Annotated in this window: 24 protein-coding genes; 5 read left to right on the top strand and 19 right to left on the bottom strand. The window is 71.9% G+C overall.

All coding sequences use genetic code 11. The features are described 5' to 3' along the window. Positions 1–41: 41 nt before the first annotated feature. The 3 genes from CYL12_RS08475 to CYL12_RS08465 are packed head-to-tail and all read right to left on the bottom strand — an operon-like array spanning position 42 to position 1,914. Complete coding sequence (locus tag CYL12_RS08475; RefSeq protein WP_101847217.1) at positions 42–851, bottom strand: OmpA/MotB family protein; 810 nt, start codon at positions 849–851, stop codon at positions 42–44. Then, entirely contained in the window at positions 848–1,660 is an 813-nt protein-coding gene (locus CYL12_RS08470) for a motility protein A (protein WP_101847216.1), read from the bottom strand. Before CYL12_RS08470 ends, CYL12_RS08475 begins: the two co-directional genes overlap by 4 nt. Further along, the gene (locus tag CYL12_RS08465; protein WP_101847215.1) at positions 1,660–1,914 is read right to left on the bottom strand and encodes a flagellar FlbD family protein; all 255 of its coding nucleotides are present in this window, start codon (positions 1,912–1,914) and stop codon (positions 1,660–1,662) included. The genes CYL12_RS08470 and CYL12_RS08465 overlap by 1 nt, the downstream gene beginning before the upstream one ends. 215 nt (positions 1,915–2,129) lie before the next feature. Here CYL12_RS08465 and CYL12_RS08460 point away from each other — a divergent pair, with 215 nt between their 5' ends. Beyond that, on the top strand, positions 2,130–3,512 hold the full coding sequence (locus tag CYL12_RS08460; RefSeq protein ID WP_233486688.1) for a M23 family metallopeptidase: 1,383 nt from the start codon (positions 2,130–2,132) through the stop codon (positions 3,510–3,512). Positions 3,513–3,612: 100 nt separating this feature from the next. Here CYL12_RS08460 and CYL12_RS08455 read toward each other — a convergent pair whose 3' ends face one another. The 16 genes from CYL12_RS08455 to CYL12_RS08380 form a co-directional block, all read right to left on the bottom strand. After that, a complete protein-coding gene (locus CYL12_RS08455) occupies positions 3,613–4,773 on the bottom strand; it encodes a flagellar hook protein FlgE (RefSeq protein ID WP_101847213.1) in 1,161 nt (386 codons plus the stop codon). 25 nt (positions 4,774–4,798) lie between these two features. Next, positions 4,799–5,257 (bottom strand): flagellar hook assembly protein FlgD, encoded by a 459-nt coding sequence (locus CYL12_RS08450; RefSeq protein ID WP_101847212.1) that lies wholly within the window; start codon positions 5,255–5,257, stop codon positions 4,799–4,801. Between the two features lie 14 nt (positions 5,258–5,271). Further along, the gene (locus CYL12_RS08445; protein WP_101847211.1) at positions 5,272–6,579 is read right to left on the bottom strand and encodes a flagellar hook-length control protein FliK; all 1,308 of its coding nucleotides are present in this window, start codon (positions 6,577–6,579) and stop codon (positions 5,272–5,274) included. Further along, complete coding sequence (locus tag CYL12_RS08440) at positions 6,576–6,998, bottom strand: flagellar export protein FliJ (RefSeq protein WP_101847210.1); 423 nt, start codon at positions 6,996–6,998, stop codon at positions 6,576–6,578. The genes CYL12_RS08445 and CYL12_RS08440 overlap by 4 nt, the downstream gene beginning before the upstream one ends. Beyond that, positions 6,995–8,287, bottom strand: a complete 1,293-nt coding sequence (locus CYL12_RS08435) for a FliI/YscN family ATPase (RefSeq protein ID WP_101847209.1) — start codon at positions 8,285–8,287, stop codon at positions 6,995–6,997. The genes CYL12_RS08440 and CYL12_RS08435 overlap by 4 nt, the downstream gene beginning before the upstream one ends. After that, positions 8,284–8,892, bottom strand: coding sequence for a FliH/SctL family protein (locus CYL12_RS08430; protein ID WP_101847208.1), 609 nt, complete (start codon positions 8,890–8,892; stop codon positions 8,284–8,286). Before CYL12_RS08430 ends, CYL12_RS08435 begins: the two co-directional genes overlap by 4 nt. Next, entirely contained in the window at positions 8,882–9,886 is a 1,005-nt protein-coding gene (gene fliG / locus CYL12_RS08425; protein ID WP_101847207.1) for a flagellar motor switch protein FliG, read from the bottom strand. The genes CYL12_RS08430 and fliG overlap by 11 nt, the downstream gene beginning before the upstream one ends. Further along, complete coding sequence (fliF, locus tag CYL12_RS08420) at positions 9,883–11,505, bottom strand: flagellar basal-body MS-ring/collar protein FliF (protein ID WP_101847206.1); 1,623 nt, start codon at positions 11,503–11,505, stop codon at positions 9,883–9,885. The genes fliG and fliF overlap by 4 nt, the downstream gene beginning before the upstream one ends. Next, positions 11,505–11,765, bottom strand: a complete 261-nt coding sequence (gene fliE / locus CYL12_RS08415) for a flagellar hook-basal body complex protein FliE (RefSeq protein ID WP_101848733.1) — start codon at positions 11,763–11,765, stop codon at positions 11,505–11,507. The genes fliF and fliE overlap by 1 nt, the downstream gene beginning before the upstream one ends. A gap of 41 nt (positions 11,766–11,806) precedes the next feature. After that, positions 11,807–12,202 (bottom strand): flagellar basal body rod protein FlgC, encoded by a 396-nt coding sequence (locus tag CYL12_RS08410; protein WP_101847205.1) that lies wholly within the window; start codon positions 12,200–12,202, stop codon positions 11,807–11,809. Further along, positions 12,199–12,540, bottom strand: a complete 342-nt coding sequence (gene flgB, locus CYL12_RS08405) for a flagellar basal body rod protein FlgB (protein ID WP_025104347.1) — start codon at positions 12,538–12,540, stop codon at positions 12,199–12,201. Before flgB ends, CYL12_RS08410 begins: the two co-directional genes overlap by 4 nt. A gap of 112 nt (positions 12,541–12,652) precedes the next feature. After that, positions 12,653–12,949, bottom strand: a complete 297-nt coding sequence (locus CYL12_RS08400) for a hypothetical protein (protein ID WP_101847204.1) — start codon at positions 12,947–12,949, stop codon at positions 12,653–12,655. Beyond that, positions 12,946–13,332: a flagellar export chaperone FliS gene (gene fliS, locus CYL12_RS08395; RefSeq protein WP_101847203.1), complete on the bottom strand. Its 387-nt coding sequence runs from the start codon at positions 13,330–13,332 to the stop codon at positions 12,946–12,948. Before fliS ends, CYL12_RS08400 begins: the two co-directional genes overlap by 4 nt. Positions 13,333–13,334: 2 nt before the next feature. Further along, positions 13,335–14,723 carry a flagellar filament capping protein FliD gene (fliD, locus tag CYL12_RS08390; protein ID WP_101847202.1) on the bottom strand — a complete coding sequence of 463 codons (1,389 nt, stop codon included), beginning with the start codon at positions 14,721–14,723 and terminating at the stop codon, positions 13,335–13,337. A gap of 88 nt (positions 14,724–14,811) precedes the next feature. Next, the gene (locus CYL12_RS08385; RefSeq protein WP_101847201.1) at positions 14,812–15,642 is read right to left on the bottom strand and encodes a flagellin N-terminal helical domain-containing protein; all 831 of its coding nucleotides are present in this window, start codon (positions 15,640–15,642) and stop codon (positions 14,812–14,814) included. A gap of 81 nt (positions 15,643–15,723) precedes the next feature. After that, positions 15,724–16,527, bottom strand: coding sequence for a sigma-70 family RNA polymerase sigma factor (locus CYL12_RS08380; protein WP_101847200.1), 804 nt, complete (start codon positions 16,525–16,527; stop codon positions 15,724–15,726). A gap of 218 nt (positions 16,528–16,745) precedes the next feature. Between CYL12_RS08380 and flgN the strand changes: the two genes are divergently transcribed. Genes flgN through CYL12_RS08360 form a run of 4 tightly spaced genes read left to right on the top strand, consistent with a single transcriptional unit; the run spans position 16,746 to position 19,914 of the window. After that, entirely contained in the window at positions 16,746–17,228 is a 483-nt protein-coding gene (gene flgN, locus CYL12_RS08375; protein ID WP_101847199.1) for a flagellar export chaperone FlgN, read from the top strand. 13 nt (positions 17,229–17,241) lie between these two features. Then, the gene (gene flgK / locus CYL12_RS08370; protein ID WP_101847198.1) at positions 17,242–18,651 is read left to right on the top strand and encodes a flagellar hook-associated protein FlgK; all 1,410 of its coding nucleotides are present in this window, start codon (positions 17,242–17,244) and stop codon (positions 18,649–18,651) included. Positions 18,652–18,664: 13 nt separating this feature from the next. Further along, positions 18,665–19,546 carry a flagellar hook-associated protein FlgL gene (gene flgL / locus CYL12_RS08365; RefSeq protein WP_101847197.1) on the top strand — a complete coding sequence of 294 codons (882 nt, stop codon included), beginning with the start codon at positions 18,665–18,667 and terminating at the stop codon, positions 19,544–19,546. Further along, complete coding sequence (locus CYL12_RS08360) at positions 19,543–19,914, top strand: flagellar assembly protein FliW (RefSeq protein WP_101847196.1); 372 nt, start codon at positions 19,543–19,545, stop codon at positions 19,912–19,914. Before flgL ends, CYL12_RS08360 begins: the two co-directional genes overlap by 4 nt. Positions 19,915–19,956: the final 42 nt, after the last annotated feature.

The raw sequence follows: 19,956 nt of genomic DNA, 5'->3' as shown, positions 1-19,956 counted from the left end.
AACCCGACTATCGGGCGGTGATCGGCGTGCGTTAGGGCGGATCAGGGGGAGGTCTGCGCGGCACCCGCGGCAGGGATCAGCGCTCGCACCTCCTCGCTGGCGTCGGAGAGGATCACGATGTCGACGCGGCGATTCTCCGCGAGCTGCTCCGGGGTGCCTCCGGCGGCGACGGGGCGGGTGTCGCCGAAGCCCACGGACTTGAGGTGCGCGGGTGGCAGGCCGGCCGCCTCCACGAGGTAGCGCAGGACCTGGGTGGAGCGTCCCGCGGAGAGTTCCCAGTTGGTCGGGAACGGCGCGACGGCGCCGCGGGCGTCGGCATGTCCCTCCACCGAGATCTCATTGGGGGCGGTGAGGAGAACGGACCCGAGGGCGTCCAGCACCTGCGTCGCGGCGGGACTGAGATCCGTGCTGTTGGTGGTGAAGAAGGTCTCCGCGCTCACGAGCCCGATGGTCAGCCCGCGCTCGTCGATCGTGAAGGTGACGTCGGTCTCGAGCCCCCGCTCGGCGAGCACCTGCCGCAGGCGCTCACGCAGGGCGGACAGCTCATCGAATTCGCGCTGCGCGGCCTCGAGTCCGGTGTCGGCGAAGTCCTCGCCCTCGTCGTCCACGAGCTCTGGGGGGACGACGACGCCGCTCGTCACGTCGACGTCGTCCGAGGGCTCCTGGCCGAAACCCGTGGCGAGGGAGGCGCTGAGGGCTTCGAACTTCTCCTGATCGACGGTCGACATCGCGAACAGCACGATGAACATGCACATCAGCACCGTCACCATGTCGAGGTAGGACGCCATCCAGCGCTCATCCGGCCCGCTGTGCTCGGACTCCTGGACGCGGCGTCGGGTGCGCACGCTCATGAGAAGAGATCCTCGTGCTCCTCCGCCTCCGCCGGCTGCTCGCGGCGGCGGGAGCGGCCGGGGGAACGGTCGGAGACGAGCGCGCTCAGCCGCTCGCGGACGTGCGCGGGGGCGGCGCCGGCCTGGACCGCGAGCATGCCCTCCATGAGGACGGTCATGCGCTCGAGCTCCAGCTCGCCGAGACGCTGCAGGCGGCCGCCGATCGGCAGCCAGATGAAGTTCGCCGACAGCAGGCCCCACAGCGTCGCCACGAAGGCGGCGGCGATCATGGGTCCGAGGGTGTCCGGCTTGTCAAGCTTCTCCAGCACGTGGGTGAGGGAGACGACCGTACCGATGATGCCGACGGTGGGCGCGAACCCGCCGAGGGTCATGTAGAAGCGCGAAGCGGTGCGGTTGCGTGCGGCGGTGGACGTCAGCTCGTCCTCGAGGAGGACGCGCAGGTCCTCCGCGTCGGTGCCGTCGGCGATGCTCTGCAGGGCCTGCCGCAGGAACGGATCCTTCTCCTCGTCCAGCCCCTGCTCCAGGGCGAGCAATCCTTCGGAACGGGCTTTCTCGGCGTAGCCGACCACGGTGTCGATCGTGCTCTGCGCGGTGCGCCGCTCGCCGCGGAAGGCACGGGGGAGGGACTTCACGGCATGCAGAGCGTCGCGCAGCGTCCCGCTGGCGAGCCCGACCGCGATCGTGGCGCCGAAGACGAGCACCATCGGCGCGGGGAGGAGAAGCGACCCGATCGTCGCGCCCTCCAGGTTGATCATGGCGATGAGGGCGCCGAACGCGAGGACGAGCCCGAGGATGAGCGACGGGTCCATCAGGCGTCCCCTCCCGTGACGGGAGTGCCGGCATGCGGGTCCTCAGCATCGGAGGCGACCAGCGCGGCAGCGGTCGCGAGCACGCCGGCGCGGAAGCGGGTGATGCGGGCGATCACGTCGTCCATCGTCTCCGTGACGACGAAGGTCGCGCCGTCGACCATCATGATCGTCGTGTCCGGCGTGGCCTGGACACGTTCGATCAGGTCGGGGTTCACCGCGAACCGGGAACGGTTCAGGCGCGTGAGGACGATCATGGGCTCCATCCTGGAAAGCTCGCCCCGCTCGGAAGCGGGGAACCGACGGCCCGTCCTGGGCCGTCGAAGGGGACTGTCGGCCGGGCTCTGCGCGTCGTTAGCGGCGGGGCGGGGCGGGTGCGATCTTTCTCACGGAGGGCGCGTCGTCGCCGATAGGGAGGAGGAGCGGGGGACGATGAGCAGCGGGCGAAGGGAGCCTTGTGCGGGATCGGAACGTGGAGAAGGCCGCAGCGACGGCGGCCGAGGAGTGCGGATGCGCGCCGACGGCGGCCGAGCGCGGCGCCCTGTGGGGCCAGCCGATCAGTCGCCGCAGCGCCTTCGGGATCGGCGCGCTGGGCGTGGTCGCGCTCGCAGCCTTCGGCGTCGGGTCGGGGGTCACGGCTGCACATGCCGCGTCGTACCCGAGCTGGGACGACGTGCAGCGCGCGAAGAGCAACGAGGCGGCCAAGGCCGGTGAGGTCACCCGGATCCAGGGGTTGATCCAGTCGCTGGAGCGCAAGGTCGCGGAAACGCAGGCCGCCGCGCAGGTCGCGTCGGATGAGTTCTTCGAGGCGCAGCAGGCCTACTTCGCGGCGATCACCGAGGCCGACACGCTGCAGGCTCAGGCCGACGAGCAGTCGGCGCTGGCGGACGAGACGGCGAAGAAGGCCGGCCAGGTCGCGGCCCAGCTCTATCGCAGCGGCGGCGACGACACCGCGCTGGAGCTGTTCTTCGCGGGATCGGGTGCCAACGCCGACGAGCTGCTGTCGCGCCTGGGCACGATGAACAAGTTCCTCGAGTACAACCAGACGACCTACGACAACGCCGTCTCGGCGCGCAACACGGCGCAGGCGCTGAGTGCCCAGGCCCAGGTCGCCAGGGACGAGCGCGACCGCCTGCAGCAGGTGGCGGAGCAGAAGATGGTCGCGGCGCAGCAGGCGGCGGACGCCGCGCAGGCAGCGCTCGACGAGCAGGCCGCCAACCTCGAGACCCTCAAGGCGCAGCTGGCGGCGCTCAAGGACACCACGACCAAGACGGTCGCGGGGTACCAGGCGGGCGTCGAGGCGCGTCGACGGGAGGAGGAAGCCCGCCGCAAGCGCGAGGCCGCGGCGGCGGCAGCAGCGGCAGCCGCGGCGGCCGCCGCTGGCGGGACGAGTGGTGGCGGTGGCGGCGGTGGTGGCGGTGGCGGCACGCCGGGCAACGGCGGCTGGGTGCGCCCGCATGGAGGGGCACGGAGCTCGAGCTACGGTCCGCGCACGCCCATCTGCGGTCCGCGGGGCTGCTCGTCGAGCTTCCACTACGGGGCCGACCTCGCCAACGGTTGCGGCGCCGCGATCTATGCCGCGAACTCGGGCACGGTGGACTACGCCGGCCCGAACGGGAACTACGGCAACTACGTGCGCATCCAGCACGGCGGCGGCGTCAGCACGGGGTACGCGCACATCAAGCCCGGCGGCATCATCGTCCGCAGCGGGCAGTGGGTGCAGTCGGGTCAGGTCATCGCGTATGCCGGCGACACGGGACGCTCGTTCGGCTGCCACCTGCACTTCGAGGTCTACATCAACGGCGGCTACACCAATCCCGTGCTCTTCATGGAGCAGCGGGGCATCTACGTCTGACCCCGCAAACCCGCGAGACCCCGTCCTGTCCCCGAGGCCCCGCCGTATCCACGTGGATACGGCGGGGCCTCGGCGACAAGACGGGGTCTCGGGGACGGGGTCAGCGCTTGAGGTTCGTGAGCTCCTGCAGCACCTCGTCGCTCGTGGTGATGATGCGGGCGTTCGCCTGGAAACCCCGCTGCGCGACGATGAGGTTCGTGAACTCCTGCGACAGGTCGACGTTCGACATCTCGAGCGCGCCGCTGATGATGCCACCGAGACCGCCGGTGCCGGGCTGTCCGAGCTCGGCCTGACCGGAGTTGCCGCTCGGACGGAACTGCGAGGAGCCCACCTTCTCCAGGCCGCCGGGGTTCACGAATCCGGCCAGCGCGATGCGGGCCAGCACCTGGGTGTCACCGTTGCTGAACGTGCCGACGAGGCTGCCGTCGTTCGTCAGGGCGTAGGAGCTCAGCGTGCCGGCCGGCTTGCCGTTCTGCTCCTTGATGGCGATGTCGCTGACGTCGGCGAATCCGGTCACGCCGGACAGGTCGACGGTGACCCCGCCGGACACGATGCTCCCGGCGCCGTTCTGCACGCCGTCGGTGAAGGTCAGTGCGGTGCTCGCGCCCGCGCCGTCCGTGACGTTCCAGCCGGTCGCGCTGCGCGTGAAGGTGAGCCGCAGGGTGGATGCGGAGCCGTCCGCTGCGTAGGTCTTGATGTCGCGCACGAGCGTCTCGCCGACCGCGGCGCCCGACGGCAGGTTGCCGGTGGCGCGTGCGGTGGTGGTGGCGGCGGCCGGGCTGAGGGCGCCGACCGGCAGGGTGATGTCGCCGATGCCCTGCCCGGGGACGATCGCGCCGTTGCGCGCCGTCCATCCCTGGACGAGCGCGCCCCCGGCGCCGACGAGACGGCCGCTCGCGTCGAACGTGAACCCGCCATTGCGGGTGTACAGCGTCTCGCCGCCGGAGCGCACGACGAAGAATCCGTCGCCCGAGATCATCAGGTCGGTGGGCACGCCGGTCGGCTGCGGGGCGCCACCGGCGAAGTTGGTGCTGATACCGGCGACCTGGACGCCCAGCCCGACCTGGGCGGGGTTCTGCCCGCCGGTTGCCTGCTGCGGCAGCATCGAGTTGCGCAGCAGCTGTGAGAGGGAGTCCTGGAACTGCACGGACGACGCCTTGAAGCCCGTCGTGTTGACGTTGGCGATGTTGTTGCCCGTGACGTCGAGCATGGTCTGGTGCGAGCGGAGTCCGGAGATACCGGAGAAGAGCGAGCGGAGCATGGTGGTGCCTTTCTGGGGAGCGGGGTCAGGCAGCGGTGCCGGGGACGAGGGAGACGCCGGAGACGGCGTCGAGGGAGATCGACTTCTCGCCGATGGTCACGGTGGGGATGGCCCCCGCATAGGAGACGGCGGTGACGATGCCCTTCTGCGTGACGCCGTCGGCGTCGACGTACTGCGCTTCCTGCCCGAGCAGGGCGGCGGCGGTCTGCCGCATGCTCAGGGCGAAGCTCTCGGTGCTCGTCGAGGCGAGCGCCGTCAGCTGTTCCATGGAGGCGAGCTGCGTGGTCTGCGAGATCATCTCGTTCGTGTTCATCGGCGAGCTCGGATCCTGGTTGGTGAGCTGCGTCACGAGGAGCTTGAGGAACACCTCGGAGTCGAGCGTCTTCTTGCGCTCGGCCGCCGGTGTCGTGCTGCCGGTCTGCACGCCGGACGTCGGCGTGGCTCCCGGGGGCAGGGTGCCGGTGATGGAGTCGACCGTGGTCATGGAGTCCTCTCTGGTCAGGCGTAGACGTCGATGCCGCCGGGCGGGGCGACGGGCGGTGCGGGCGGAGACGGGGGCTCAGCGGGCGTCGGCGGGGTGAAGGGCACACGCGGGGCGGCCTGTTGCCGCTGACCATCGGGGCCGCTGCTGCCGGTCTGACCGCCCTGCGCCGTCCCGTGCTGAGGCGACGAGGACGAGCCGTCGGACGTCGCGAGACTGAGGGTGGCCTGCGGGGCGGCGATCGCGAGATCGCGGCGGAGGTCGACGAGGATGGCGCGGAGCGCGTCGCGCCCGAGCTCTCCCGGCGCCTGCAGTTCGATGCGGATCGCGGATCCGGCGATGTGCGCCCGCACCGTCACAGGGCCCAGGTTCTCCGGCGAGACGGTGAGGGTGATCCGGTGGTCGCCGTCTGCGGCCTGGGCGAGGGACAACACGGGAGCGGTGACCTGCGGGAGGAGCGCCGGGCGGACGGGCGCGGGCGCCGCGGCCGGCGGGACCGCGGGGGCGGGTGCGGTGGCCGCGACCGGGCTCGGGGCGGCAGCGGCCCCCGCCGCCACGGGGTCGACGCTCGGCGGTGCCGCGGCCGGCGTCGCGACCGACGCGGGGATCGAGGGTGTCCTCGGTACCCGGACCGCGTCGGCGGTCGTCGCCTCCGCGGCGGAGGGCGAGGGCACGATCGACGGGCGCGCCGGTGCCGCCGCAGAACCTGCGGGCAGCGAGCCGTCCGTGCCGGTGGCGCTCCCGCTCCCGACACCGGCGCCGGGGGTCGTCGGATCCGGAGACGGTGCGGACGACGGCGCCGACATCGGGAAGGCCGGTGCCGACAGGGCCTTCTCGGCGTCGGATGGCGACGCCGCGGGCTTCGAGGTTTCGGCAACCCGGGAAGCCGGAGTCGTCGTGGTCTCCGTCGGGCCCTGAACGGTCGGGGGGAGCGTGTCGTGACCTGGCACAGACGAAAGGGGCTGTCGCACGACCGGCGGAGTGGTCTCGGTCGTCGCGGGCGGCGAGGTCGGCAGCCCCTCCGCGTCCGGTTCGGCGGGGAGGATCGCCGGCGGTGCATTCACCCCAGAGGGCGTCGACGACACGGGGATCGGCAGCAGGGCGGCGGCGCCCTCGGTCGGGACGGTGACCGCGGGATCCTCGTCGGCCGCGGACTCGGCAGCGGTGCCTTCGGCCGCACCGGAACCGCTGGGCGCTGTCTCTCGAGCCGCATCTCGGACGGCCGCGGCGAACGCGGCCGCACCGGGCGAGCCGGTGCGGGTGGCCGGGGCGGAGGGACGCACGGTACGTGCGTCCAGAGCGATGAGGAGATCGAGGGCGGTCATGCCGATCCCTCCGTCCGCGACCGGACGGCGATCTCGTCCAGCTCCGCCTGCTCCGCCTGTAGCTCGGCGGTCCGCACGGCGTCCGTGTGCTTGTCCGCGAGCCGTTCGAGACCGCGCAGCGTGCGCCGGGCGTCGGCGTGCGCGGTCCGCGCCTCCGCCACCTTCTCCGCCTGGAGGCCCGACAGCGCGGTGAGGTCGGCGAGCAGGGCACGCCCGGAGACCCGGGCCGCGGCGAGCGCCGCGAGGGCGCGGACATCCACCGCCTCGGCGTCCGTGGCAGCGAGGTGTGCTCGGAGCGCGCGGTCCCTGGCCTCGGTGTGCTGGGCGTCGATCACGGCCCGGGACAGGCGCTGCGCGGCGGCACGCTCCTGGATCTCCCGCACGCGCAGGAGACCGGCGAGGGAGAAGCCCCTGCTCATGACACCCCCTCGAAGGAGGAGACGAGGTTCTCCAGGTGCGCCCAGGAGTCCTCGATCGGGCTCGTGTCGTCGAGGGGCTGCGTGAGGAAGGCCGAGATGGCGCGCTCGTGCGCGATCGCCGCGTCGATGCGGGCGTCCGCCCCGGCGTGATAGGCACCGATGTCGATGAGGTCGTTCGCTCGGCGGCGCGCTGCGAGGACGGCGCGGAGGGTGGCCGCGTGGGCGCGGCGCTCCGGACTCGTGATCTTGCCGGCCACGCGGGACACCGACCCGAGGACGTCGATCGCCGGATGATGCCCCGCGAGCGCGAGGGCGCGGTCCAGCACGACATGGCCGTCGAGGATGGAGCGGACCGTGTCGGCGATGGGCTCGTTGTGGTCGTCGCCGTCGACGAGCACGGTGTAGATGCCGGTGATGGAACCGCCGCGGTCGGTGCCGGCGCGCTCCAGAAGCCCGGCGAGGAGCGAGAACGTGGAGGGCGGATAGCCGCGGGTCGCCGGCGGCTCGCCCGCCGAGAGCCCGATCTCGCGCTGGGCCATGGCGACCCGGGTCAGCGAGTCCATCATCAGGATCGCGTGCGTGCCGTCGTCGCGGAAGGCCTCGGCGATCCGGGTGGCGGTGAAGGCGGCACGGATGCGGGCCATGGCCGGCTGGTCCGAGGTGGAGACGATGACGACGGACCGGGCGAGTCCCTCCGGGCCGAGGTCGTCCTCGATGAACTCACGCACCTCGCGACCGCGCTCGCCGACGAGGGCGATGACGGTGACCTCGGCCTCAGTGCCGCGGGCGATCATCGACAGCAGGGACGACTTGCCCACCCCCGAGCCCGCGAAGAGGCCGACGCGCTGCCCACGGCCGACGCTGACGAGGGTGTCGAGGGCCCTCACGCCGAGGGGCAGCGGCGTGGCGATCCGGTCTCGTTCCATGATGGAGGGGGTCGCGTGGTCCAGGCTCACGTGCGGTGCTGCGAGCGGGCCTTTGCCGTCGATCGGTCGCCCGAGCCCGTCCAGCACCCGGCCGAGCAGCGCTGGACCGGTGGGTACGCGCACCGGACCGCCCCGGCCGTGCACCGGGGCACCGACGGTGAGTCCGGCGACCGGGGCGAGGGGCATGCAGCGCAGCCCGTCCTCTCCGGTCGCGACGACCTCGGCGTGGACGCCGTCGAGGCTCACGACGTCGCCCACGGCGCCGGGGAGCCCGCGGACCTGCACGCTGAGGCCCCGCACCTGCGCGACCTCGCCGACGCGTTCCGGGCGTGCCGCTTCGAGGACAGCTGTCCAGGCGCTCACGACGTGCCCTCCGCGAGTGCGCGGCGTGCGCGGTCGAAGGCCGCCGCGACCCTGGCGTCGATGACGCCGTGCGCGAGCACGGCCACGGCGTCGCCGCGGGCGAGGGTCCCGTCGGCCACCAGGTCGAGCTCTGCGGGACGGTCCGCGGTCTCCGCGGCGAGGACGCGGAGGTCATCCGGGTGCACCCGCAGGCTGCGCACGGCGTCCGCGGTGGTCGCGCTCAGGGCGCGGCGAGCCGCGGCGGCCGCCGCCGTCCCCGCCTCGCTCAACTCCGCGGCGAGGATGAGCTCCGCGAGGTCGATCGCATGGGAGAGCACCTGCGTCGTCGCCGCGGCTTCCAGCTCCGCCTCTCGGGCGGTCAGCGACCGCGCAGCGGCGTGCAGGGCCGCGACCGCCGCGGCGACCTCCTCGGCGCGGGCGCGCTCCCGCTTCGCGTCCTCGGCCTCGGCGGCACGACGGGCAGCGTCGGCATCGGCCGTCCCCGCCCGGAAGCCCGCGGCGTGACCCTCCGCGTACCCGCGGCGGCGGGCGCGTTCCTGCTCGGCCCGGTGGTCGTCGCCGCCGAGGCGGGGGAAAGCGGTGGGGGCGAAGGCGTCAGTAGACATATTCGTCCTCGTCGGCGCGCTGCACGGTGATGTCCCCCGCGGCTTCCAGCGCCCGGATCGTGCGGACGATCTCGGCCCGCGCCTCCTCGACCTGGGAGACGCGCACTGGACCCAGCGTCCGAGCCTCCTCGTCGAGGTTCTCGCGGTTGCGCTCGGACACGTTGCGGCGGATGAGGTCGACGATCGGCTGCTGCGCGCCCTTGAGGGCCAGCGCCAGCGATCGGATGTCCATGCCCCGCAGGACACGCTGCGTGTCGCGGTCGTCGAGCTTGACGATGTCCGCGAACGTGAACATGCGCGACCGGATGTCCTCGGCGAGAGCGCTGTCGCGGTCCTCGATGCTGGACAGCAGCGCCTTCTCGATCGTCGCACCGGAGCGGCCGATGATCTCCACGAGCGGTTCGACGCCACCGAGCACCTCGGGGCTGTCGCGCGAAGCGAGGCTTCCCGTGCGCGCCTTGAGCGCCTCGGCGACGATCGCGATGGCTTCTTGCGAAGCCGTGCCCATCGTGGCGATGGCCTGGGCGACGTCGGTCCTGGCAGGGTCGGGCAAGGCGGCCAGGACGGCGGCGGCCTGATCGGCGGGAAGGTGCGCGAGCACGAGCGCGACGGTCTGCGGCAGCTCGCCGTCGAGGAGGGTGGCGAGATGCGCGGCGTCGGCGGAGGCGAGGAAGTCGAAGGACGCACTCATCGACGTGGAACCGACCCTGCCGAGCACAGCGGCAGCTCGCTCGGAGCCGAAGGACGCTTCCAGCAGTCCGGCGGCGATGTCCCGACCCCCACGGGCCGGTGGCAGGTGCCCGGCGGCGATGCGATGGAACTGGCCGAGCGCCTGCGCGGTGGTCTCCGCGTCGAGGTCCTGCAGCCCGATGATCTCGGCGGCGACGGCTTCGGCCTCCGCCTCCGAGAGATGCTTCATGACCTCGACGGCCTGCGCGCGGTCGAGGTTCATCAGGACGATCGCCGCCGTCTGCCGGTCCGTCAGCCCGCTCATGCCCGTGACCTGTCGTCGATGAGCGTCCGCAGCAGCTCCGCCGTGCGCTGCGGGTCCTGACGCGTGAGCGCGGCGATCTCGGCACGGCGGCGCTCGAGGCTGACCTGCGCCGGCTCGGGGTCGGGCTCGGGATCGAGGTCGGGCACCGGCTCGAGGAAGGCGAGCGGAGTGGTGGGTGCTTCCAGCACCGCTGTCGGCGCGTCCGCGGACAGGGCGGACAGCTCGGCCGGGCGGTCGCCGAAGAGCTGGTCGAACTCCTCCACGCCACCGGCCTTCCGCCGTGCCCGCACGATGAGGGCGGCGATCGCGGCGATGAGCGGGATGGCGATGGCCGCGGCGATGATCACGGTGTTGAGGAGCGCGGCCTGGCGGGTGGCGTCCTCGGCCTCCTTCGCGGCCTGCAGTGCGGCCTGCGCGGCCTCGGCGTCCGTCTGGCTGAACGCGACGAGCTCGACGGCCAGTTCGTCGCCGCGGGTGCGGTCGATGCCGGCCGCGGTGGCCACGAGGTCGCTGAGCTGTGCGGAGCTGAGGTCACCGCCCGCGCCGGCGTCCACGGCGACCGATACCGACTGCCGCAGCAGGGTTCCGGCGGGGGTGGACGTGCTCTCCGTGGCTTTGTTGACGGCGTTGGTGCGCGTCTCCTCGGTGTTCGTGTACGTCCCGTCGCCGTTCCCGTTCGGCACGGCGATGTTGTCCGGGCCGAGCACACCGGCCTCGGAGGTCGAACCGTTGCTGTTCTGCTCGCGGACCTCTTCCGTGAGCGGGGGAGCGCCCTCGGCCGGGGTGTAGGTCTCCTCGACGCGCTCGTTCACCGAGCGATCGATCTCGGCCACGACGGTCACGGTGGCGTTGCCGGGACCGACCACCGTGTCGAGCATCTGCTGCACGCTCGCGGTCACTCGGGCCTCGTAGTCGCTCGCCTGCTGGTCGAGCCCGCCGGCGGCGCCCCCGCCGACGGTGGACAGGGTGCGCCCGGTCTGGTCGACGACGGCCACGTTCTCCGGCTTCATACCGCTGACGGCGGCCGAGGTGAGGTGCACGATGGCTTCGACCTGCTTCTGGTCGAGCGTCGTGCTCCCGGCGGTCTCCACGAAGACGGAGGCGGTCGCGTCGACGGTCTCCGATACGAAGACGCTCTCCTCCGGGATCGCGAGCTGGACGGAGGCGGCGGAGACGCCGTCGATGGCGGAGATCGTCGCGGCGAGCTCGCCTTCGATCGCGCGCTTGTAGGTGACGGACTGCTGGAACTCGCTCGTCGTGACGCCCATGTCGTCGAGCAGCGAGTACCCGGCCGATCCGGCGCTCGGCAGACCGGCGGACGCGGCGGCGAGTCGCTGGTCGTAGACGTCCTTCTCGGGGACGAGCACGGTGGCGCCGCCGTCGGCGAGCTCGTAGGGCACGGAGGCCGAGCGGAGCTGCTCCACGACGGCGTTCGCGTCCGAGGCGTTCAGCCCCGAGAACAGCGGCGTGTAGGTGGGGCGGGTGAGCCAGCTGGACAGGGCGATGATGCCGAGCGCGAGCACGGCGACACCGATGATCGCGATGGTCCGCTGCGCGAGCGAGAATCCGGCGATCACCCGCCGCATCCGCTGGAACGCTCCGGTCACTGCCGGGGGCATCAGGCCTGCATCCGCATGATCTCGTTGAACGCGTCGACGCCCTTGTTGCGGACGGCGGCGACGAGTTCGAGGGTGACGGCGGCGCGCGAGGAGGCGATCATCGCGGCATGGATGTCGTCGAGGTCGCCGGTCACGGCCGCGACCTTCAGCGTGTCGGACTCCGACTGCAGCGAGCGCAGTTCGTCGATCGCTCCGGTGACGCTGTCGGCGAAGGCGGTGTCGTCGCCGGTCTTCGCACCCGTCACGGGCGAGGTGGTCATGCCGAGGGACGAGGCGACGGCCTCGATGCCGGCGACGGCGCTCACGCGTTCCGTCCGATCTGCAGCGCCGCCTCGTAGGAGTTGCGGGCGCGGTCCACGATCGCCGCGCTCGCCTGGTATCCGCGCTGCGCGAGGATCAGCTGGCTCATCTGGTCTCCCAGGTCGATGTCGGGGTAGCGCACGTAGCCGTCGGCGTCGGCGAGCGGGTGGTCGGGCTGGTGCACGAGCCGGCCCTCCGCGTCGCCCTGGACGGTCCCGGCCACGTAGACGCCGGGGGACTGGTCGCTGGTCTGGGCGAGGATGTACCGCGCCCGGAAGGCCGCGCCGTCGGTCGACGTCGCCGTGTTGATGTTGGCGATGTTGTCGCTGATGGCGTCGAGCCACTTCCGGTGCACGGTCAGCCCCGTGCCGGCGATCCCGATGGCGTCGAAGGTCATGACGTCCTCATCGCGGTGCGCATCGAGGAGAACGACCCGTTCACGGCCTGCGTCGCGAACTGGTAGCGCAGCATCGTGTCGATGCTGGACAGGGTCTCGGTGTCGAGGTTCACGTTGTTGCCGTTCAGGCGCGTCGGCTCGAGCGATGTCCCGACCGTGGCGGACACGTCCCCGTCGCCGGCGGCGATCGAGTCGGCGAGCGCGGCCTCGAACTGCACGCGCTTGGCGTGGTAGTCGGGGGTGTTGATGTTGGCGATGTTGTCGGCGATGGCTCGCTGGCGCAGCGAGAGGCCGTTCAACGCACTCGTCAGTGCGGTGATGGTCACAGAGTCGAACACGAACCGGCTCCCCGTGTGTGGGCGAAGTGGCCGTTCCCTGGCCGAGTCTTGCGAGCCATCCGTGCTCTCGGGAGACTGTCGGCCGTCCGTGCGGTTTCGTTAGGAGGGTCGCTCACCCGTCCACGTCGAGGTAGGCGGGCGCGTCCGGAGAGCGGGGCGCCGGCACCCGCCGGACGGCACCTAGGTGCTGCCGCAGCCCTTCGAGCTCGGCCCGGCCGCGCTCCATGGCGGCGTGCTGCCGGGCGATCACCGCGCGGGCGCGGTCGGCCAGGTGCGGGGGGAGCGGGGAGGATGGCGGTGCCCACGGAATGATGTCGTGCACCTCGACCGCTCCGGCCGGCGCGGCGAGGATGCGGTCGGCGTCGGCTTCGAGCCGGTCGAGCAGCGCGGCCCAGTCCTCGTCCGTCACGCGCGGCCCTCCGCGATGGCCAGGGCGGCGGCATGCCAGGCGTCGCGCAGCGGCACGACGAGCTCGCGGCAGGCCTGCGTGCGCTCCGGGTCGCGGCCGATGTTGGCGCCGATCAGCGTCTGGGACAGGAAGACGTACAGCGAGCGCAGCCCGGCGCTGCCGCCCCATTCGTCGCTGAGGGACGATGACAGCTCGGCCACGATCGCCTGCGCGTGCTGGAGCTGGGTGTTGGCCTCCGCCCAGTCGGCCGCCCGCTGCGCCGTCTCGGCGCGCTCGATGTCGAGCAGGAGCCGGTCGTAGAGCATCGTGACCAGGCGCTCCGGAGGGGCGGAAAGGATGGCGTCCTCGCGGTATCGCTGCTGGGCGCGCAGGGCGGCGTTCATGCTCACGAGTCCGACCCGGAACGACTGCTCGGCAAAGCGTTGATCTGCGAGGCCAGGTACGAGGATTGCGACTGCATCTGCGACAGCATCACCTCGAGGCGGGCATAGGTGCGCTCCAGCGAGGCCTTGCGCTGCGCGAGCCGCACGTCCCAGCGATCCATCTGCTCGCCGAGGCTCTTGACCTCGCTCTCCTGGCCGGTGATCCGCGAGGTGAGCAGCCCGTCGTACTTGTCCGAGTACGACGTGGCCGTCTGCTCCACGCGAGCCGCGACCGCGGAGAAGAGGGCGCCGACGGCCGCGGGGTCCTTCGCCAGCGCCTCGGAGAACTTCTCCTCGTCGAAGGTGAGCTTGCCGTACATGTCGGTCGAGATGCCGATCGTGGAGGGTGAGACCCCGTCCACCGGGTGCTGGACGGCGTCGGCGAGGGCGGCCCGCAGGCCGCGGATGGTGCTGTCGCCGGTGAAGACGCCGAGCGTCGTCTTCTCGCCCTGTCCCGCGGCGACCGTGGCCTTCGAGCCGTTGTCGATGCGGGTGAAGATGTCGGTGACGAGGGCGATGAACTCGCCGGAGGCCTTGGTCCTGGCCTCGCTGTCGACGGCCACCGTGACCGTGACGGGAGTCGTCGAGACGGTGGAGACCGTGACGTCGACGCCCTCGAAGAGATCCGTGAAGGTGTTGCCGGACGACGTGATGACCTGTTCGGCGGCGGTGCCGGCCCAGAGGCGCAGCTGCGCATCGGTGCCCGTGGCGATCACGGCGGCCCCGGGCTCCGCGGACACGTCCGTGGCGGTGCCGGCGGTCACGGCGGCGAGGTCGCCGGCATAGACGCGGAAGCGTCCCGCCTCGCCGGGCTCTTCGGCCCGGAGTTGCAGGCGGTAGACGGGGGTGCCGTCGGCATCCTTGCCGGCGGGGACGGCGGTGGCGAGGACGCCGGTGTCGGCGTCGTTGATGGCCTGGGCGATGTCCTGCATGGACGTCGAGTCGGCCTGCACCTGCACGCGCTTCCCCGTGGCGTCCTCGAGCGTCAGCACGGGCGGGTCCGCGGGCCAGCGGGACGCGGCGGCGGAGACGACGGTGTGCGCCTGAGCGACGCGGTCGACGACAACGTCGGTCGACACGGGGGCGGCACCGGTGCGCACGGCGACCTTCACCGACTCCGACGACGAGGTGCCGGTGAAGCGGTCCAGACCGCCGGGCGCTGCGGCCTTCTCGGCGGCGGCGGCGAGGTTCTGCACGGCCGTGTTGAGGGTCCGCAGCTGCGTCATGACGACGTTCTTGTCGTCGATCTTGGCCTTGAGCAGCGTGCGGGGGATGGCGTGCACGTCCATGAGCGCCTTGATGACCTCGGTGGTCTTGAGCCCCGACACGAGGCCGTCGAGCGAGAGCGACATGCGGCTTCCCTTCTGTGTGCGGCGGGGTCCGGGTGACGGCCGAAGCCGTCACCCGGACCCCCGGAGTGCTTCCGTGCGGCGGCGCGGATCAGCGCAGCAGCTGGAGCACGCCCTGGTTGGCCTGGTTGGCCTGGGCCAGCATCGCCGTTCCCGCCTGCGACAGGATGTTCGCCGACGTGAACTTGACCATCTCGGACGCCATGTCGGTGTCGCGGATACGGCTCTCGGCGGCGGCGAGGTTCTCGGCCGACACGTTGAGGCTGTTGATGGTCGACTCGAAGCGGTTCTGCAGCGCACCGTAGCCGGCGCGTGCGGTCGAGACCGCCTGGATCTGCGTGTCGATGCCGGCGAGCGCCGCACCGTACGACGCCGCGTCCGTCATGCCGGCCGCGAGAGTGTCGATCGCGGCACCGAGGCCGTCGAAGTCGGTCAGCGCGACCGAGATCTGGTCCTCGGCGGCGACCGCGCCCGCACCCACCTGGAACGTCAGCGTCGTGCCGCCGGAGAGCAGCTTGATGCCGTTGAAGTTCGTGCTGTCGGCGATCCGGGTGAGCTCATCGGCCAGGGCGCCGATCTCGGTCTGGATGGCCTCGCGCGACTTCGCGTTGTTCGAGTCGTTCGCGCCCTGGTTGGTCAGGTCGCGCACGCGCTGCAGGATGGAGTGCACCTCGGTCAGGGCGCCTTCTGCGGTCTGGATGACCGAGATGCCGTCCTGTGCGTTGCGGGCCGCGACGTTCAGGCCGTTGACCTGCGAGCGCAGGCCCTCGGAGATCGCGAGGCCGGCGGCGTCGTCCGCGGCACGGTTGATGCGCAGACCGCTCGAGAGCTTCTCGAGCGACTTCGACAGGTCGTTCTGCGTGTTGGACAGGTTGCGGTAGGCGTTGAGCGCGCCCACGTTGGTGTTGATCTGCATACCCATGAGGGTTTCCTCCGTGATGTGTTGAACGGGAGACCATCCGTGGTCTCCTGCCCTGACCTATCGGCGGAGGATGCGGACGCGTTAGGCGGGGGCGGCGGCGCGGAAGACGTCGCCGATCCGGACGCTGGCAGCTTCGGCGATGCGGCCGAAGTAGGCGTCGCGGGCGGCGGGCGAGACGCGGGTGGTGGTCGTGGTCTCGGTGCCGCCCTCGGCGAAGTACCGGTCGAGGGCATCGCGGAGCAGGCGCACGGCCTCCGACCGCTGCTGCGAGACGGCCGAGTGGGTCACGCCGAGCTCCTCGGCGATCTCCTTCACCGGCCGCTCCTCGATGTAGACGGCCACGATGATGCGCCGCATGCGCTCGGGGAGCGCGCCGATGGCATGTTCGAGCACCTCGCGCCGTTCGCCGACCATCGCGGACTCCTCCGGCAGCGGGATGTCGGCGACGAGGTCCCGCGTGGCGGGGTCGTCGAGCGGGGAGACGGTACGCGCGGCGTCGGCGAGGGCCTCGACGACGGCTTCCTTGGGCGAGCCCATCGCGGTGGCGATCTCGGTGGCGGTCGCGGTGCGACCGAGAGCGGCGGTGAGCGTGTCGCGGACGGCCACGGTCTCCTTGATGCGTTTGCGGATGCCACGGGATGCCCAGTCCATGGCGCGCATCTCGTCGGCGAACGCGCCGAGGATGCGCCGGCGGGCGTACGCGCCGAACGGGACTCCGAGCGCGGGGTCATAGGCGTCGGCGGCGGTCACGAGGGCGAGCGCGCCGACGGCGGCGAGCTCTTCGCGGGGGATATGGGTAGCCCGAGCATGGGTGTCTGCAGCGAGGTAGCCGACCAGGGGGAGGTTGGCCTCGACGAGGCGGTTGCGCTCAGCGCGCGACGACATGGGGGATGATCCACCTCTCTGGATGCACTCCGGAAGCTCATGGCGAGGGGTAGATGGACATATCACAAGGTCCGGGATCTGTCCATGGGGAGCACTAGCCGCCGCCAAACCACATAGTAACCTTAGGGGCGCGGTGGCCGATAGAGATTTATGAACCGTTAACAAGCGGGCCGATCGCACCTGCGTGGGGCGGGGGATCGCTGGGGACAAAGGGGATCATGGGAGCCAACGAACTATCGATGCAGCTCTGGCGGGAGCGGGAGCTGCTCGAGATGCTGCTTTTCAAGCTGGATGAGCAGCAACTGCTGCTCGCGGCCGGCCGGTCGCACTGGATCCAGTTCGCGGCCCGCGAGATCGACCAGGTGCTCGACCGCCTCCGTGCCGCCGGGCTGTCGAGGGCCGTCGAGGTCGCCGGCGTCGCCGAGGAGTGGGGGGCTCCGCAGGACGCGACGATCACCCAGCTCATCGAGCACGCCCCGGACGGAGCCTGGGGCGACGTCTTCACCGATCACATGCGCGCGCTGGTGAAGCTGACCGCGGAGGTCGAGCAGATGCGCGACGCCGCCGCGGAGCAGCTCAGCGGGGTGCTCCGCGCCACCCAGGAGACCATCGCCGCTCTCGGGCAGGAGAGCGGCGAGTACACCACCCGCGGCGACCGCACCCGCGAGGACGCCGCCCGCATCATCGACACCGAGATGTGACCGAGAGGGATTCATGTCGACCTTCAGTGGACTGACCACCGCCGCCAGCGGCCTCGCCGCCGCACGGCGGGGTATGGACGTGGTCGGGCAGAACATCGCCAACCAGAAGACCGAGGGGTACACGCGGCAGCGCGTCGAGACCTCCGCGATCGCCGCCGTCGCGCAGACGGGCCGCTTCAGCATGGGCGCGCTCCCCGGACACGGCGTCTCCATCGACGGGGTATCCCGCCTCGGAGACGCGCTGCTCGACGCCCGGGTTCGCGACACCCTCGGCGCCTCCGGCTACTGGGCGACGCGAGCGCTCGCCGCGACGACCGCCGAGTCGGCGCTCGCGGAGCCGACCGACAAAGGCCTCGCGAACCGGCTGACGAACTTCTGGGCGGGGTGGCAGGACCTCGCCAACAGCCCGGACTCCGGGGCCGCCGCCGCGAGCGTCCTGGAGTCCGCGAAGGAGCTCGCCTCCCACATCTCCGGCGGCTACCGTACGGTCGCCGCGCAATGGACGGCCGTCCGCGGGACCGCGGAGCGGACCGTCAGCCAGGTCAACGCGGCCGCCGACCAGATCGCGGTGCTGAACACCGAGATCCGCGAGGCTCTGGCCTCGGGACGCTCGGCCAACGAGCTCACCGACCGCCGCAACCTGCTCGCGGAAGACGTCGCACGGCTCGCCGGCGGGACGGCGACCCTGGAGGCGGACGGTACCCTCACGGTCCGGCTCGGAGGCAATGCGCTGGTCTCCGGGGGAGACGCCCGTCATCTCGCACTGACCGGCGCGGCGACGATCGACGGCGCACCGCGCGTCGGTGTCGTGTGGGAGTCGGTACCGGATCTGCCCCTCATCGTCGACGATGGAGAACTCGGCGGCTCGCTCGCGGTGCTCGCCCCCGCCGCTGACGGAGGGATGCTGGCACAGCTGGCCGCGACCTACGACCGAGTGGCCACGGCGCTCGCGGAGTCGCTCAACGCGCAGCACCGCGCCGGCGTCACCGCGTCCGGACAGCAGGGCGGCGACTTCTTCACCCTTCCCGCGACCGGGTCCGCCGCGCTCGGGATGCAGGTGGCCGTCACCACGGCGGCCGACCTCGCCCTCGCCGCCCCGGGTGCGGGGGCCAAGGACGCGACCAACGCCGACCTCATCTCCCAGATCGGGCAGCGCGCGACCTCTCCGGACGCGCTGTGGACCGACCAGGTGACGCGCTTCGGCGTCGCCACCGCGGCCGACGTGCAGCGTGCGAAGGTGTCCGATGCGGCGGCTGTCGGCGCCGTCGGTGCGCAGCAGTCGGTCGCTGCCGTGGACGGCGATGAGGAGACGATCAGCCTCCTCACCTACCAGACCGCCTATCAGGCGGCGGCCCGTGTGCTCACTGCCGTCGACGAGGCCCTCGACGTCCTCATCAACCGCACAGGCGTCGTCGGACGCTGATCGGAGGAGCCCCATGATCTCTCGCGTGACCCAGACCACCATGACGCAGACGGCGATGCGCCAGCTGCAGTCGAACCTGTCCGAACTCGCCCGGCTGCAGGACCAGGCCACCTCGCAGAAGGCGTTCGCCGCCCCTTCCGACGACCCCGCCGCCGCGGCGGCCGCGCTCGCGCTGCACGCCGAGCAGCGGCGCACGGAGCAGTACGCCCGCAACATCGACGACGGCCTCGCCTGGGTGACCGCGGCCGACACGGCGATCACCTCCAGCACGTCGCTGCTGTCGCGGGTGCGGGACCTGACCGCGCAGGGGGCCAATGACGGAGCGCTGGACGCCACGGCGAAGGAGGCGCTCGCGGTGGAGCTCGAAGGCATCCGCGACGAGCTGCTCGCCCAGGCCAACACGCGGCTGCTCGGGCGGTCCGTGTTCGCCGGCACGTCCGACACCGCTGCCTTCGCGGCCGGCTACTCCTACAGTGGCGTCGCCGGCTCCGAGGTCACCCGCCGCGTGTCCGATGCGGCCGCCGTCCGCGTCGACACGGATGGCGCCGCGGTGTTCGGCACCGGCGACGACTCGGTGTTCGCCCTCGTCGACCGCATCGTCGCCGACCTGCGGTCCGGCACCAACGTCGGGCCGCGGCTGGCGGAGATCGACGACCGCCGCACCGCGATGCTCGCCGCGCAGGGCGCGGTCGGCACCCGGCAGGCTCAGATCGAACGCGCCAAGGAGGCGGCAGTGCAGAATTCCGTGTCCCTCGAGTCCCGCCGTGCCGCGGTCGAGGACGTCGACTCGGTCGAGGTGCTCATCCGCCTGCAGGCGCAGGAGCTCGTCTACCGGTCGGCGCTCGCCGTGAACGCGCGCGTGCTGCAGCCGACGCTGATGGACTTCCTGCGATGACCGCGGCGCTCACCTTCACGGCCCCGCCGCCCGGACTCGCGCCGCACGTGGACTTCGCCCTCGCACCGGTCGACGGGGCAGACGGACTGTTCGCGATGCGGGCGGTCGAGGACGACGCGCTGCGGCTGTACCTCGTCGACCCGAACACCGTCCTGGCGGAGTACGCGCCGATCCTCACGGATGCCCAGGTCGCCGATCTCGCGCTCGGTTCGCCTGACGACGCGCTGGTGCTCGTGGTCGCCCATCCGGCGTCCGACGGCGTGAGTGTCAACCTGCTCGCCCCGGTCGTCGTGAACCGGAGCACGGGCGCGGCCGCGCAGGTGATCCTGGAAGGTCAGGACTACCCGGTCCGGGCGCCGCTGGGCTGACGCGCGGGTCGTCGAGCTCGGGCGTCGTCGATCGCGCGACGA

The organism is Zhihengliuella sp. ISTPL4 (assembly GCF_002848265.1).
Lineage (GTDB): Bacteria > Actinomycetota > Actinomycetes > Actinomycetales > Microbacteriaceae > Microbacterium.
This window is presented reverse-complemented; position numbering and strand designations above follow the sequence as displayed.